Source organism: Micromonospora pisi, from assembly GCF_003633685.1.
Lineage (GTDB): Bacteria > Actinomycetota > Actinomycetes > Mycobacteriales > Micromonosporaceae > Micromonospora_G > Micromonospora_G pisi.
This window is the reverse complement of record NZ_RBKT01000001.1, coordinates 510,362-524,255: the sequence shown is the minus strand read 5'-3', so window position 1 is coordinate 524,255 and position 13,894 is coordinate 510,362. Positions and strand designations below refer to the sequence as shown.

Here is a 13,894-nt window from a genome sequence, read left to right as displayed (position 1 = left end):
TTCAGTGGCCGGTGGACCGGCCGACGGATGGAAGTGAGCACGTAGTCATGGCACGCCGTACCGGCAATCCGCAGCGGGTCGACCTCTCCGCCTTCGACCAGGCGGGCGCGCGGGTGATCGACAACCCGCTCGCCACCGAGGTCGAGGACTCCTACCTGGAGTACGCGTTCTCGGTCATCCATTCCCGTGCGCTGCCGGACGCGCGCGACGGCCTCAAGCCGGTGCACCGGCGGATCCTCTTCTCGATGAGCGAGCAGGGCTACCGGCCCGACCGTGGTCACGTGAAGTCGGCCCGTGTTGTCGGTGACGTGATGGGTAAGTACCACCCGCACGGCGACACCGCGATCTACGACGCGATGGTCCGGCTGGCGCAGAGTTTCTCCCTGAACGTCCCCCTGATCGACGGCCACGGCAACTTCGGCTCGCCGGACGACGGGCCGGCGGCGGCCCGGTACACCGAGGCGCGGATGTCGCGCGAGGCGATGCTGCTCGTCGGCGAACTCGGCGAGGGCACGGTCGACTTCCGGCCGAACTACGACGGGTCGCTCTCCGAGCCGAGCGTGCTGCCGGCGGCGTTCCCGAACCTGCTGGTCAACGGCACCTCGGGAATCGCGGTCGGAATGGCCACCAACATGATCCCGCACAACCTCGGCGAGGTGGTCGCGGCGGCCCGTTGGCTGATCCGGCACCCGGACGCGTCGCTGGACAAGCTGATGGAGTTCGTCCCCGGCCCCGACCTGCCGACCGGTGGCCTGCTGCTCGGCCTGGACGAGGTACGCAAGGCGTACGAGACCGGCCGTGGGGTGGTCCGGATGCGCGGCCGGGTGACGATCGGCCCGCTCGAGGGGAGCCGGGGCCGGCAGGCCATCACCGTCACCGAACTGCCCTACGGGGTCGGGGCGGAGAAGGTCATCGAGGCGATCACGGACGAGGTCCGGGGCAAGGTGATCACCTCCGGGCCGCGCAAGGGGCAGCGGCAGCCGGCGCGGTTGCAGGGCATCGCCGACGTGAAGGACCTGACCGACCGGGAGAACGGCACCCGTCTGGTCATCGAGTGCAAGGTCGGCGTGAATCCGCAGGCGCTGCTGGCCGACCTCTACCGGCTGACCCCACTGGAGCAGTCGTTCGGCGTGAACAACCTGGTCCTGGTGGACGGGCAGCCGCAGACCCTCGGCCTGAAGGCCCTGCTGGAGGTGTTCCTCGCCCACCGCTACCAGGTGGTGACCCGTCGTACGACGTACCGACGACGCAAGCGGCAGGACCGGTTGCACCTGGTCGACGGGCTGCTGATCGCGCTGCTGGACATCGACGAGGTGGTCCGGCTGATCCGGGGCAGTGACAACGCCCAGGCGGCCCGGGACGCGCTGATGGCCCGGTTCGCGCTCTCCGAGATCCAGGCCACCTACATTCTCGACACACCACTGCGCCGGCTGACCCGGTTCGACCGGATCGAGCTGGAGGCCGAGCGTGACCAGTTGCGCGGCGAGATCGCCGAACTGTCGGCGATCCTCGACGACGAGAGCGTGCTGCGCCGGGTGGTCTCGGACGAGTTGGCCAAGGTGGTGAAGGACTTCGCGACCGAACGGCGTACGACGCTGGTCGACGGTGACCTCAAGGAGGTGCTCGCCGCGTCCGCGCCGGCCGGTCCGCTGGAGGTGGCCGACGACCCGTGCCAGGTGATCCTCTCCGCGACCGGGCTGGTCGCCCGGACCGCGGCCGAGTCGGAGGAGGCGTCCGAGGGGCGTCGCCGCAACGGCCGGACCAAGCACGACGCGATCCGGGCCGTGGTCCGGACCACCGCCCGTGGCCAGGTTCTCCTGATCACCAGCGCGGGCCGGGCGTTCAAGACCGATGTCCTGCCGCTGCCGGTCCTGCCGGAGCAGGCCGGCACGGTGTCGGTCAGCGGTGGCATGTCCGTCGCGGAACTGGTCGCACTGCACCCGGGCGAGACCGTCGTCGGGCTGGCGCCCCTGGGTGAACAGGGTGCCGGTTCGCCGGGGCTCGCGCTGGGCACCCGGCAGGGCGTGGTGAAGGTCTGCGCACCGGAGTGGCCGGTACGCGCGGACGAGTTCGAGGTGATCGGCCTTCGTGAGGGCGACGAGGTGGTCGGTGCCACCTGGCTCGACGACGGTACGGAGAGTCTCACCTTCGTGACCTCGGACGCCTCGCTGCTGCGCTTCGCCGCGTCGCTGGTGCGTCCGCAGGGACTCAAGGGCGGTGGCATGGCCGGCGTGAACCTGGCCGCCGGCGCCCAGGTCCTGTTCTTCGGGGCGGTCCGTACCGAGGACCCGGAACATGGTGAACCGATGGTGGTGACCAGCACCGGCAGTGGCGTGAAGGTCACGCCGTTCGCGCTCTACCCGGCGAAGGGGCGGGCCACCGGCGGGGTGCGCGCGCAGCGGTTCCTCAAGGGCGAGACCAAGCTGGTCGTGGCCTGGGTCGGCCCGCGTCCGGTCGGTGCGGGCAAGCGTGGGGAGCCGCTCGCGTTGCCGGAGCCCGACGAGCGGCGCGATGGTTCCGGGACCGCCGTCTTCGGTCCGGACCTGGTGGGGCACCTGATCGAACGGGGCTGACCGGGCGACGCCGATCCGGGTTGTCCCGGCCAGAGGCGTCTTGACCTGGGAATTCGTACAAGGATGAAGCGGCGCGCGTCGGGCTCTGCCCACGCGCGCCGTCTTCCGTGGGGCGGGATTGTCGTCAGGGATGTCTGGCCGGGGTGCCAATCCAGTCCGGGAGCTGATTCGCCAGGTGACAATCTTGGTTATTTCCGCTAGTCGGGCAAAGAGCCTGAATCGGTGTGATGGGCGGCTCATTCCGGGGACCGTACCCTCGGCAACACGTGTTGTTGACGCCTCCAGTGCTGGGCAAAACATCGCATCTGACCAAATTGGACTGGTTCGACGGTGGCGGCAATGTAAGCCTTACCCGGCAATCAGTTGCACGCCACGACTTCTTCTACTCTCGGCCCACAAACTCTGCCGGATGTGCCTCTAGCGGAACAGGTATGCCGGCCGTATCCTGCTCGCGGCGCGTAACGCGTTGCGCCATACGGGGAGGACAAAAGGATGTCGAGCTGGCCGACAATGGGCCAGGATACGGTGAAGCCGCCTGCGGCTGACGCTTCCGGGCAACCGATTTCGGTGCCTGGTTACCAGGCTGCCATCGACGATGTCGGTGGCCAACATAGGCTTCCCGGTCCCCGTGTGAGTGACGAGCAGCAGGTGCCCACGCATGAGCATCTGCCGAACGCGTCCACCGCGGTGTTGCCCTACGTGAGTTCCCGTGCCTCCAAGAAGACCCGCGGGCTGCGAGCCTGGATGCTCACCGCGCCGGCCGACCTGGTGGCACTGCTGGCGCCGCTGCTGCTCTCCGACGACTATTGGCGCGGAACGCTGTTCGCGGCGGCGCTGACCATCGTGATCTTCGCGGCGGGTGGGCTCTACCGGGCCCGCCGACACGTGAGCATTCTCGACGAGTTGCCGAGCATCTGTGGGCGACTGTTGGCCTCGGCCGGCATCGTGGCGGTCATCGCGGCCGCGCGCCACGACTCGCTCGGGTACCTGGTTGATTTCATGCACGGCGTGGCCCTCTCCGCCGTCCTGGTCATCATCGGACGTGCGATCACCCGCAAGCTCGCGATCGTTGCCCGAAAGCGGCGGTGGGCCGAGCACAACGCCATCATCGTCGGTGGCGGTCCGATCGCCCTGGAACTCGCGCGGCTGCTGCGGCGCTACCCGCAGTACGGTCTCCGTTACGCCGGTTGCGTGGACCTCGCGTTGCGCAATGACCCGGGCGCACCGCCACTCATCGGAACCCTGGACGACCTCGAGAAGCTGATCGACATCGTCGAGTGCGACGTGCTCATCATCGCTGACGTCAACGCCTCCGAGTCCAGCGTCATGGAGGTCCTGCGGCAGCCGAGCGCGGCGAACTGCGATCTGTGGGCGGTGCCGCGGTTGTGGGGCTCCCGCTCGTACGCCGGGCTGCCGGACCACATCGGCGCCATTCCGGTGGTGCAGATCCGGCACACCACCCTGTCTGGTCCGAGATGGGCGATCAAGCGCGCCTCGGACATCTTCTTCGCGTCCCTCGCGCTCATCGTCCTGAGTCCGATCCTGCTGCTCTGCGCGATCGCCACGTTCCTTGACGGCGGTCGCGGGATCTTCTTCTACCAGGAGCGGATCGGGCGGTACGGCGAGCCGTTCAAGGTAATCAAGTTCCGTTCGATGCGGCCGGTGAACGAGCGGGAGTCGCAGACGAACTGGTCCATCGCCGACGACCGGCGGGTCAGCCCGATCGGGCGGTTCATGCGCCGTACGTCGCTGGATGAGCTGCCCCAGCTCTGGAACATCCTGCGTGGCGACATGACGGTGGTCGGCCCACGCCCGGAGCGCCCCTTCTTCGTGGAGAAGTTCTCCGCCGAACACCCCGACTACGCCATGCGCCACCGGGTGCCTGTCGGGTTGACCGGTCTTGCGCAGGTCAGCGGCTTGCGTGGGGACACCCCGATCTCCGACCGGGCGCGGTTCGACAACTACTACATCGAGAACTGGTCGCTCTGGCTGGACATCAAGGTCGTGCTCCGCACGGTCGCCGAGGTGTTCCGGGGCGGCGGTCGGTAGCTTTCCTGGCCGACGCGCCAGGTGACTGGAGCAGTCGTAGCCAACCGGATGTATCGAACGCCGGGTCACCGTTCTGGTGACCCGGCGTTCTGTTGTATCGGCGGTCGCAACCATCAATGCGACGACATGAGTCTCTTGCTGGAGGGCGGCCGAGGAGCAACGCGCTGACCTGGTAATCTCCCGCTTTGTGAAAACGACTTTCATTTCCATTATGGCGATGTTGGCGGTTGCCGGCACCGCCGCTTGTGGCACCACCTCACCGGCCCAGGACTCCCCGGCCACGACCGCGGGTCCGGTCGTGGTGACCAACTGCGGCCTGCCGCTGACCGTGGCCGCGCCGCCCCGTCGCGCGGTCGCCCTGGAGCAGAACGCCACGGAGATCATGCTGAGCCTCGGCCTGGCTGACCGGATGGCCGGCACCAGTTACCAGACCGACCCGGTCCTGCCGGAACTGCGTGCCGGATACGAGAAGGTGCCCGTACTGGCCAAGCTGTACCCGTCCCGGGAGGCGCTCCGCGCGGCCAACCCGGACTTCGTCTACTCCACGTACGCGTCGGCGTACGCGTCGGACGCCGCAGGCGCGCGCAAGGAACTGGGCGACCTCGGGGTGCCCGCGTACCTCTCCCCGTTCTCCTGCGAAGACCCGTCCGCCGCCAAGGACGAGGTGACGTTCGACGGCATCTTCGCCGAGATCGGCGACATCGCCACCATCTTCGGCGTACCGGACCGGGGAGAGCAGGTGGTGGCCGCCCAGCGGGCCCGGCTCGACGCGGCGAAGCGGAACGCCGGCACGGCCCCCGACACCTCGCTGCTCTGGTACTACTCCGGCACCAAGACCCCGTACGTGGCCGGCCACGGCGGCCTGCCGGACACCATCAGCTCCCTGCTCGGGGCGCGGAACGCGTTCACCGACGCGCAACAGAAGTGGCCGGCCGGAAACTGGGAGGAGATCGCCCAGCGCAACCCCGACATCATCGTGCTGGCCGACCTGACCCGTGGCGGCGAGGGCGACAGCGCCGCATCGAAGATCGAGTTCCTGCGGTCGAATCCGGTCACCGCCAAGCTCGACGCGGTCGTGCACAACCGTTTCATCACCGTCTCCGGCTCGTCGATGGATCCCTCGGTCCGTAGCGTCACCGCCCTCGAACAGGTCAGCGCCGGACTCCGCGCCAATGCCCCGACCACCCGCTGAACACCCGGAGAATCCCATGCCCCCCGAAACGACGACGACCAGCACCACCACCGCTCGGCGGTTGCTGCGACTCTGGGACGAGCAGCAGGCCGCGTACGTCGCCGACCGCGAAGAGCGCTTCGCCGTCATGCTGGACGTCCTGCGGCTGCTGCTCCCCGACGATCCGACCGTGCTCGACCTGGCCTGCGGCCCCGGCGCGATCGCCGACCGGGTCCTCACCGCCTTTCCCCACGCCCGCGCCGTCGCCGTCGACTACGACCCGATCCTGTTGCACATCGCCCGTGGTGTGCTCGCCGACCACGGGCCACGGGCGGAGGTACGCGAGGCCGACCTGGTCGACCCGGACTGGCCGGGCGTCCTCGACGGCCGTCGGGTCGACGCCGTACTCAGCTCCACCGCGCTGCACTGGCTCTCACCGGAGCAGTTGCTCCGCGTCTACCAGGCGGCGGCGGAACTCCTGCCCCCCGGTGGCCTGCTGCTCAACGCCGACCACCTCCGGTTCGCCCCCTCGACCACCCTGCACGACCTCGCCCGACGGCACGACATCCGCGCGCAGGAGAAGGGGTTCGCGAGCGGTGCGCTCACCTACCAGCAGTGGTACGACGAGGCCCTCGCCGACCCGGCGATCGCCGCCTTCGCGCAGGAGCGGGAACGGCGCTTCGCCGACCGGCCCCCGCAGGCGCTCGCCCCGCTCGACTTCCACCTCGCCGCGCTGCGTACCGCCGGGTTCTCCGAAGTCGGCACCGTCTGGCAGTACCTCGACGACTACGTGGTCTTCGCCCGCCGATGAATCCACTGCCAGCAGAGTCGACCGACCAGTCGGTGCGACCGATCAGCCCGTCGGCGCGGCAATCGGCGGGCACACCGATCCACCGATCCGGCACACCGGGTCGGTGGATCGGAGGGCCGGTGCTCACCGGCGGCCTGGCGGTGCTCGCGCTGAGCATCGCGGCGGCGGTCACCATCGGCACCGCCGACCTGTCGGTGACCGACGTCGCCCGTGCGGTGGCGGTGCACCTGGGACTGCCGGCGCGACCGCTGCCCCGGCTCGCCGACAGCATCGTCTGGGACCTACGGATGCCCCGGGTCCTGCTTGCCGGACTGGTCGGCGGTGGCCTCTCGCTCTGTGGCGCGGTGCTCCAGGCGTTGACCCGCAACCCCCTGGCCGACCCGTACCTGCTCGGCATCTCCGCCGGCGCCGGGACCGGGGCGGTGGCGGTGCTGGTACTCGGCCTCGGTGTCGGTTCGGTCTCCGTCTCCACCGGGGCCTTCCTCGGCAGCGCCACCGCGTTCGGCGCGGTCCTGCTCTTCGCCGGCCGGTACTGGAGCTCGTCGACCCGGATCGTCCTCTCCGGTGTCGCGGTCTCCCAACTGTTCAGCGCCGTGACCAGCCTGGTCGTCATCTCCGACGCCAGTGTGCAGAACGCCCGTGGCGTCACCTTCTGGCTGCTCGGCTCGCTCACCGGGGCCTCCTGGCCGGCGGTGACCCTGGCGGCGACGGTCGCCGCCGCCGGTGCCGCCGTCTGCTGGTGGTACGCGCCCGCGCTGGACGCCTTCGCCTTCGGTGTCGACACCGCCGAGTCGCTCGGTTTCGCCGCCGCCCGTACCCGGCTGGTGCTCTTCGGCACGACCGCGCTGTTGGCGGCCGTGCTGGTCGCGGCGAGCGGTGCGATCGGCTTCGTCGGCCTGACCATCCCGCACGCGGCCCGGCTCCTGGTCGGCGCGCAACACCGGATCCTGCTCCCCACCTGCGCGGTCGCCGGGGCGGTCTTCCTGATCTGGGCGGACACCGCGGCCCGTACCGTGTTCGCCCCGCAGGAACTGCCGGTCGGCGTACTGACCGCGCTGATCGGCGTACCGGTCTTCGCGATCGTGATGCGTCGTAGGAGCCGGGCAGGATGAGGCTCGCCGCGGACAATGTCGACTGGGGGGTACGGGGCGTCCGGATCCTCAGCGGGGCGGTGCTCACCGCCGCACCCGGTGCCACCGTCGGGCTGCTCGGGCCGAACGGGTCCGGCAAGTCCAGCCTGCTCCGGTTGCTCGCCGGGCTGGGTCGACCCGACGCCGGCCAGGTGCTGCTCGACGGCGAACCGCTGGGGCTGGTGCCCCGTCGGCGGCTCGCCCGCCGGATCGCGGTGGTGCACCAGCAGGTCAGCCCGGACGTGGAGATGTCGACCCTGGACGTACTCCTGCTCGGCCGGATCCCGCACCGGTCCCGCCTGGCGCCGGTCAGCGCGACCGACCTCGACCTGGCCCGCCGGGCCCTGGCCGATGCGGGCCTGGCCGGCTTCGAGACGCGTCGCTGGTCAGCGCTCTCCGGTGGGGAACGGCAGCGGGTCGACATCGCCCGGGCCCTGCTCCAGGAGCCCGACCTGCTGCTCCTCGACGAACCCACCAACCACCTGGACGTACGGCACCAACTGGAGCTGCTGCACCTGCTCGCCGAGTCGGCCATGACGGTGGTGGTCACCCTGCACGACGTCGACCTGGCCGCGCAGTACTGCGACCAGATCGTGCTGCTGCGCCGTGGCCGGGTGGTCGCCGCCGGCACCCCGGCCGAGGTGTGCACGCCGGAGCGGCTGCTGGAGGTCTACCAGGCCCACGCCGACGTCACCGCCGAGGCCGACGGCCGGCCCCGGGTACGTTTCCGCCGTCCCCGGGCACCGGCCGCCGACGACTAGGACGGCCTCACCGGCCGGGTGCGGTCTCCCATTCCGGGTTGCCGAGCGTGGTGACCCACTCCCGTACCCGGTCCACGTTCGTCGGGGCGAAGGCGAGGCTGAGCAGGAGCAGCAGCCGTGCCTTCTGCGGCAGCAGGTCGTCACCGGCGATGACCGGTCCGGTGCTGCTGCCGTAGACCGAACCGGAACCGGTCCGGGTGGTGGTCACGAAGACCACGCCCTGCGCGGCGGCGGCGGTCCGGGCGCTGCTCTGCGCGGAGGAGAGGCCACCGGCGCCGGTGCCGGCGGTCACGATGCCCTTCACCCCGGCGGCGGCGAACGCGGTGATCGCCTCACCGCCGGCCTGCTGGTAGCTGGTCACGACCTCGACCCGGGGCAGCGCGGTCGGCTGGATCCGGGACAGGTCGAACGGGGTCAGCCAGTCCCTGGTCCGGTCGCAGTCCTCGACCCGGGACGGCGCCCGGCCGACCTTGATGTTCGGCCCGTCGACCCAGCCCAGCACGCCGAACTCCCGGCTCTGGAAGGTGTCCATCCGGGTCGAGTTGGTCTTGGTCACGTCCCGGGCGGCGTGGAACTCGTCGCCGAGCAGCAGCACGGTTCCGTAGCAGTAGGTGGTCTGACTGGCCGCGAGCACGATCGAGTTGTAGAGGTTCGCCGGGCCGTCCGCGCCGATCACCTGCGGCCCGTCGGGGGTGACCGCTGCCCACGGCCGCATCGCACCGGTGATCACCACCGGCTTGCGGCTCTGCACCGTGAGGTCGAGCCAGTACGCGAACTCCTCCATCGTGTCGGTGCCGCTGGTCACCACGACCGCGTCCGCGGACTTCAACGCGTTCTGTACGGCGAGGGTGAGGGCGTGGAACTCGGCCATCGTGTACCCGCCGGAGCCCTTGTTGCCGAACTGTACGGTGCTGACGTCCGCGACCTGACCGATCTCGGGCTGGAGCTGACCGACCATGCTGGCGATCGCGATCTGGCCGGAGCGGTAGTCGGTGAAGCTGCTGCGCGAGGTGGCGACACCCGAGATGGTGCCGCCGGTCCCGATCACGGTCACCTTCGGCTTGCGGGTCTTCGCCGTGGCGAGGGCCTCGGTGTAGGCGACACTGCGGATGCCGTCCGGCGCGGTGACCCCGGTGACCGTTCCCGAGGGCGGCGCGGTGTCGGTGCCGGCAGGGTCGGCCGACGTGGTCAGGCTCAGTACGAGCGCCGCGCCGAGGGTCGCGCTGACCAGCGGGGTGAGAAGTGCGCCGGGGCGCCACCGGGCGGGCCGGGGCAACGGGCCGGACGGGATGTTCGGGGCGGACATGGTGACCTCCGCGGCTGGGACGGTGGAAGGGAACCCGCATCGTCCGAGTTGGAGTTTTCGATCTAGTTAAGGGTCGATTTCACTCGCCCTCGCCCTCGCCGATCGACCCGTCGGCCGACTCGCTGTCGGCTGGTCCCGCCCTGCCGGCCGGTTCGGGGACGGCTGGTTCGCCATGCGCACCACCGGCCTTCTAGCATCGGCGAATGCCCGTCAAGCCCGGTACGTTCCTGCTCGTCATCGGTTTGGCCGCCGCTCTGGTCAGCGGCTGCGGTCGCTCGGCCGACGACGAACCGCCGACGCCCCCGCCGACCTCCTCCGGCAGCCCTTCCGCGATTTCGGGACCGGCTACCGGCACGAACGACGGGCTCGGCGCGGCGCCGACAGGCACACCGTCAGCCTCGCCGAGCAGGTCGACGACGACGGTGGCCCGTGCGGGCAATCCGAGCGGCGGCGCCACGGTCCCGGCCGAGGGGCGGGCGGTGGACACCAGCCGACCGACCCGGGTGATCGGCACCGGCACCGGGGCGAGCTGCACCGGCAGGGCGGTCGTCGCCGCGGTCGCGGCCGGCGGGGTGATCACGTTCAACTGTGGACCGGACCCGGTGACCATCACCATGACGGAGACGGCGAAGGTCAGGAACGCCAACGGTCCACGGATCGTGCTGGACGGCGGTGGCAAGGTCACGCTCAGCGGTGGCGGCCGGCACCGCATTCTCTACATGAACACCTGTGACCAGGCCCAGGGCTGGACCACGTCGCACTGCGACAACCAGGACCACCCGCAGTTGACCGTACAGAACCTGACCTTTGCCGACGGCAACTCGACCGGGGAGAAGACCGAGGGCGGTGGCGGCGGCGCGATCTTCGTGCGGGGCGGGCAGTTCAAGGTGGTCAACTCCCGCTTCGTCCGCAACAAGTGCGACCGTACCGGCCCGGACCTGGGCGGGGCCGCGATCCGGGTGCTCAGCCAGTATCAGGGCAAACCGGTGTACGTGGTGAACAGCACCTTCGGCGGCGCCGCCGGCCAGGGCGGCTCCTGCTCGAACGGTGGCGCGTTGAGCAGCATCGGCGTCGCCTGGGTGGTGCTCAACAGCGTGTTCAGCCACAACGAGGCGATCGGCCAGGGGGCGAACCCGGCCCGTGGCGGTACGCCCGGCGGCGGCAGCGGCGGTGCGATCTACTGCGACGGCAACACGTTCACCGTACGGATCGCCGGCAGCATCATCGAGAACAACCACGCCGAGGAGGGCGGTGGGGCGGTCTTCTTCGTCAGCAACGACCGCAGCGGCACCATGCGGATCGAGAGTTCGACGTTACGGCGCAACCCGAGCGACGGCTTCGAGACCCAGGGGCTGCCCGGCATCTTCTTCCTCGGTGCGAGCCGACCGACCACCACCGGCTCGAAGTTGAGCTGACCCGGCACGTGCGGCGGCCCGGTCGTGGTCCGACTCGACGACCCCACGGAGAACCGCAGACCGCTCGAGGACCTGGCCCGTCAGGTAGCCACCCGGATGTGACCGGGTCCCGCTCGCACCGGCCGGGAATTAGGCTGCGCGCATGTCGATCGCGGACCGGGACCTCGTCATCATCGCGGCAGAGGCGGGAGCCGCTGAAGTGCGTTCCCGTCACGGGGAGGCGTTGACGCGCTTCGAGAAGACCGCGGGCGACTTCGCCACCGCAGTCGACATCGACGCGGAGAGGGTCATCCTCGACGTGCTGCGCGCCGCTCGACCCGACGACGTCATGGTGGGTGAGGAGAGCGGCCGGAGCGGGTCTGACGGCAACGGGCGGGTGTGGCTGGTCGACCCGCTCTGCGGAACGTTGAACTACGCCGTGCGCGGCACTCTGGTCTCGGTGAACGTCGCCCTGCGGGCGGGCGCGGAGACCCTGGTCGCGGCCTCGGCCGACCCGTTCACCGAGGAGATCTTCTGGACCGATGGGGCGGGCGCGTACGTGCGTCGTGCCGGCGTCGACGAGCCGCTCACGCCGTCGGCCGAATCGGGTCTGGTGGACGTCAACCTCGATCCGCCGTTTCCGAACGACCCGGCTTTCCAGGCTGTCCGGTTGCTCGCCGACCGGGGGTTCGTGGCGCGGTTCCGTCCGCGCGTGGTCTCCACCACCTTGGCAGTGGCCTGGGTGGCAGCCGGCCGGCGGGCCGCGTACGTCACCGACGGTCAGCTGCGGGACAGTGTGCATTTCGCCAGCGGTATCGCCCTGTGCCAGGCGGCCGGCTGCGTGGTGACCGGCATCGAGGGCCAGCCATTTCACCTCGGTGTGGGCGGGCTCGTCGTGGCGGCCGACGAGGAAACGCACGCGACCCTGCTGGGACAGATCGAAAATCAGCGCTCGGCGGCCGCCCGGTAGGCCCGTGGCCCCCGGTGCGGTCGTCGACGGCAGGGCGCGGGCGTATTCGGATTGGGTGGCGACCTGGTCCGTGCTAGCACTGGCGGGTCCACAAATGCGATCACGCGATGGGTAGCCCATGTTCGTGCTGGGGCAGCTGGTGAAGTTGCGGGCGATGGAGCCGTCGGACGCCGAGTCGCTGTGGCGGTGGAACCACGACCCCGAGGTCATGCGCTGGATGGACGACGGTTATGCGCAGTCGCTGGCCCAGGTCCGGCGGTGGCTGGAGGATGAGCGGCCCCGCAACGAGTACGGCGACGTGCTCTTCGGCGTCGAGGTGCTCAGCGACGGCAAGCTGATCGGGCTGGTACGCCTGCACGGCACCGAACCGGAGATTGGCGTCGCCGACCTCGACATCTACCTCGGCGAGAAGGAGTACTGGGGGCAGGGGTACGCGACCGACGCGATGCGCACGGTCTGCCGGTACGGCTTCGAGAAGATGCGCCTACACAAGATCACGTTGACCGTGGTGACCGAGAACCACGCCGCCCACCACGTCTACCAGAAGGTGGGTTTTGTCGACGAGGGTCGGCTGCGCCAGGTCTTCCGCCGCGACGGCCGGTGGTACGACAAGTTCACGATGGGCCTGCTGGGGGGCGAACTGCGCTGAGTCGGGTGGTCGGCGCCGGGCCGGTCGACTCGCGGACGGTCAGGGTCGCGGGCAGCAGCACCGCTCGTCGGCTCGGTGCCGTACCCGGGTGTTCCGTCACCGGCTGCTCCAGCCGGGCCAGCAGCATGGCGACGGCGACCTCGCCGGCCTGTTCGATCGGCGCGGTCAGCGTGGTGAGCGGTGGGTGGCAGAAGTCGGCGCCGAAGATGTCGTCGCAGCCGACCACGCTCAGGTCCTCGGGTACGCGTACGCCGCGTTGCCGGAGCCGGGGAAGCATGCCGATGGCGAACAGGTCGTTGAAGCAGACGCAGGCGGTGGCGCCGGAGGCGAGCACCGCGTCGGCGACCGCCGATCCGGATCGGCGCCCGCGCGGGAACGGTCCGACGTGGCGGAACCGCTGCCCGTACCGTTGCGCCGCCGCCCGTACGGCCCGCCAGCGGGCGTGGTTGGACCACGAGTTCTCCGGTCCGGCGACGTAGACGATGTCCCGGTGGCCGAGTCCGACCAGGTGCTCGACGGCCAGGCCGATACCGGTCGGGGTGTCGATCACGACGCTCTGCACCCGGGGTACGTTCCGGTTCACCGTGACCAGTGGGATCTCGCCGGCCAGGGCGGTCAGTGCCCGTTCGGGCAGCCGTGAGGCGGCGAGGATGGCGCCGTCGAGGGAGCGGCGCATCTTCTGCAACATCTCGGCCTCGTGTTCGCCGGAGTCCTCGGTGTCGATGAGCAGCTGGGCGTAACCGGCGGCCTTCAACCGTTGCTGGGTGCCCCGGATCAGTCCGAAGTAGAACGGGTTCGTCACGTCGGAGACCACCACCGCGATGGTCCCGGTCCGCCCCGAGATCAGCGCCCGCGCCTGCGAGTTCGGTACGTAGTTCAGCTCGCGGGCGGCGGCCTGGATGCGTTCCCTGGTGACGGCGTTGACCCGGCCCGGTTTGTTGAGTGCCCGGGAGACCGTGGACGGCACGACACCGGTCACCCGGGCGATGTCGGTGATGGTGACCGGGCGGGTACGACGCCCGCCGTCGGTGGCCGCTGTCGCGGGCGCGGCGTGCTGCTCGGCGCTGGCCATGTCGACAG

General features: G+C 70.2%; 11 protein-coding genes. 9 read left to right on the top strand and 2 right to left on the bottom strand.

Features of this window, described 5'->3' with window-relative positions; genetic code table 11:
* Positions 1 to 47 precede the first annotated feature (47 nt).
* The 6 genes from BDK92_RS02250 to BDK92_RS02225 all read left to right on the top strand — a co-directional run bounded on the left by BDK92_RS02250 (position 48) and on the right by BDK92_RS02225 (position 8,495).
* Entirely contained in the window at positions 48 to 2,573 is a 2,526-nt protein-coding gene (locus BDK92_RS02250; RefSeq protein WP_121154122.1) for a DNA gyrase/topoisomerase IV subunit A, read from the top strand.
* A 630-nt stretch (positions 2,574 to 3,203) separates the two neighbouring features.
* Positions 3,204 to 4,622 carry a sugar transferase gene (locus BDK92_RS02245; RefSeq protein ID WP_246016739.1) on the top strand — a complete coding sequence of 473 codons (1,419 nt, stop codon included), beginning with the start codon at positions 3,204 to 3,206 and terminating at the stop codon, positions 4,620 to 4,622.
* 211 nt (positions 4,623 to 4,833) lie between these two features.
* Positions 4,834 to 5,814 (top strand): ABC transporter substrate-binding protein, encoded by a 981-nt coding sequence (locus BDK92_RS02240; protein ID WP_211349022.1) that lies wholly within the window; start codon positions 4,834 to 4,836, stop codon positions 5,812 to 5,814.
* Positions 5,815 to 5,830: 16 nt separating this feature from the next.
* Positions 5,831 to 6,604 (top strand): class I SAM-dependent methyltransferase, encoded by a 774-nt coding sequence (locus tag BDK92_RS02235; protein WP_121154120.1) that lies wholly within the window; start codon positions 5,831 to 5,833, stop codon positions 6,602 to 6,604.
* Positions 6,605 to 6,723: 119 nt separating this feature from the next.
* Positions 6,724 to 7,716: a FecCD family ABC transporter permease gene (locus BDK92_RS02230; RefSeq protein WP_246016738.1), complete on the top strand. Its 993-nt coding sequence runs from the start codon at positions 6,724 to 6,726 to the stop codon at positions 7,714 to 7,716.
* A complete protein-coding gene (locus BDK92_RS02225; protein ID WP_121154116.1) occupies positions 7,713 to 8,495 on the top strand; it encodes an ABC transporter ATP-binding protein in 783 nt (260 codons plus the stop codon). Before BDK92_RS02230 ends, BDK92_RS02225 begins: the two co-directional genes overlap by 4 nt.
* A gap of 7 nt (positions 8,496 to 8,502) precedes the next feature.
* Here the strand turns inward: BDK92_RS02225 and BDK92_RS02220 are convergent, their stop codons facing one another.
* Positions 8,503 to 9,801 carry an asparaginase gene (locus BDK92_RS02220; protein WP_121154114.1) on the bottom strand — a complete coding sequence of 433 codons (1,299 nt, stop codon included), beginning with the start codon at positions 9,799 to 9,801 and terminating at the stop codon, positions 8,503 to 8,505.
* A gap of 203 nt (positions 9,802 to 10,004) precedes the next feature.
* On the opposite strand from BDK92_RS02220, the gene BDK92_RS02215 reads away from it, so the two are divergent.
* The 3 genes from BDK92_RS02215 to BDK92_RS02205 all read left to right on the top strand — a co-directional run bounded on the left by BDK92_RS02215 (position 10,005) and on the right by BDK92_RS02205 (position 12,814).
* Positions 10,005 to 11,216, top strand: a complete 1,212-nt coding sequence (locus BDK92_RS02215) for a hypothetical protein (protein ID WP_121154112.1) — start codon at positions 10,005 to 10,007, stop codon at positions 11,214 to 11,216.
* Between the two features lie 142 nt (positions 11,217 to 11,358).
* A complete protein-coding gene (locus BDK92_RS02210; protein ID WP_121154110.1) occupies positions 11,359 to 12,165 on the top strand; it encodes an inositol monophosphatase family protein in 807 nt (268 codons plus the stop codon).
* A 118-nt stretch (positions 12,166 to 12,283) separates the two neighbouring features.
* Positions 12,284 to 12,814 carry a GNAT family N-acetyltransferase gene (locus BDK92_RS02205; RefSeq protein ID WP_121154109.1) on the top strand — a complete coding sequence of 177 codons (531 nt, stop codon included), beginning with the start codon at positions 12,284 to 12,286 and terminating at the stop codon, positions 12,812 to 12,814.
* Here BDK92_RS02205 and BDK92_RS02200 read toward each other — a convergent pair.
* The gene (locus tag BDK92_RS02200; RefSeq protein WP_121154107.1) at positions 12,780 to 13,886 is read right to left on the bottom strand and encodes a LacI family DNA-binding transcriptional regulator; all 1,107 of its coding nucleotides are present in this window, start codon (positions 13,884 to 13,886) and stop codon (positions 12,780 to 12,782) included. The two genes, BDK92_RS02205 and BDK92_RS02200, sit on opposite strands and share 35 nt — an antisense overlap.
* Positions 13,887 to 13,894: the final 8 nt, after the last annotated feature.

Bases quoted from the DNA above. Each gene is read 5' to 3' on its own strand.
- BDK92_RS02250 (WP_121154122.1), top strand. From the start codon at position 48: ATGGCACGCCGTACCGGCAATCCGCAGCGGGTCGACCTCTCCGCCTTC.
- BDK92_RS02240 (WP_211349022.1), top strand. From the start codon at position 4,834: ATGGCGATGTTGGCGGTTGCCGGCACCGCCGCTTGTGGCACCACCTCA.
- BDK92_RS02235 (WP_121154120.1), top strand. From the start codon at position 5,831: ATGCCCCCCGAAACGACGACGACCAGCACCACCACCGCTCGGCGGTTG.
- BDK92_RS02225 (WP_121154116.1), top strand. From the start codon at position 7,713: ATGAGGCTCGCCGCGGACAATGTCGACTGGGGGGTACGGGGCGTCCGG.
- BDK92_RS02220 (WP_121154114.1), bottom strand. From the start codon at position 9,801: ATGTCCGCCCCGAACATCCCGTCCGGCCCGTTGCCCCGGCCCGCCCGG.
- BDK92_RS02215 (WP_121154112.1), top strand. From the start codon at position 10,005: ATGCCCGTCAAGCCCGGTACGTTCCTGCTCGTCATCGGTTTGGCCGCC.
- BDK92_RS02210 (WP_121154110.1), top strand. From the start codon at position 11,359: ATGTCGATCGCGGACCGGGACCTCGTCATCATCGCGGCAGAGGCGGGA.
- BDK92_RS02205 (WP_121154109.1), top strand. From the start codon at position 12,284: ATGTTCGTGCTGGGGCAGCTGGTGAAGTTGCGGGCGATGGAGCCGTCG.
- BDK92_RS02200 (WP_121154107.1), bottom strand. From the start codon at position 13,886: ATGGCCAGCGCCGAGCAGCACGCCGCGCCCGCGACAGCGGCCACCGAC.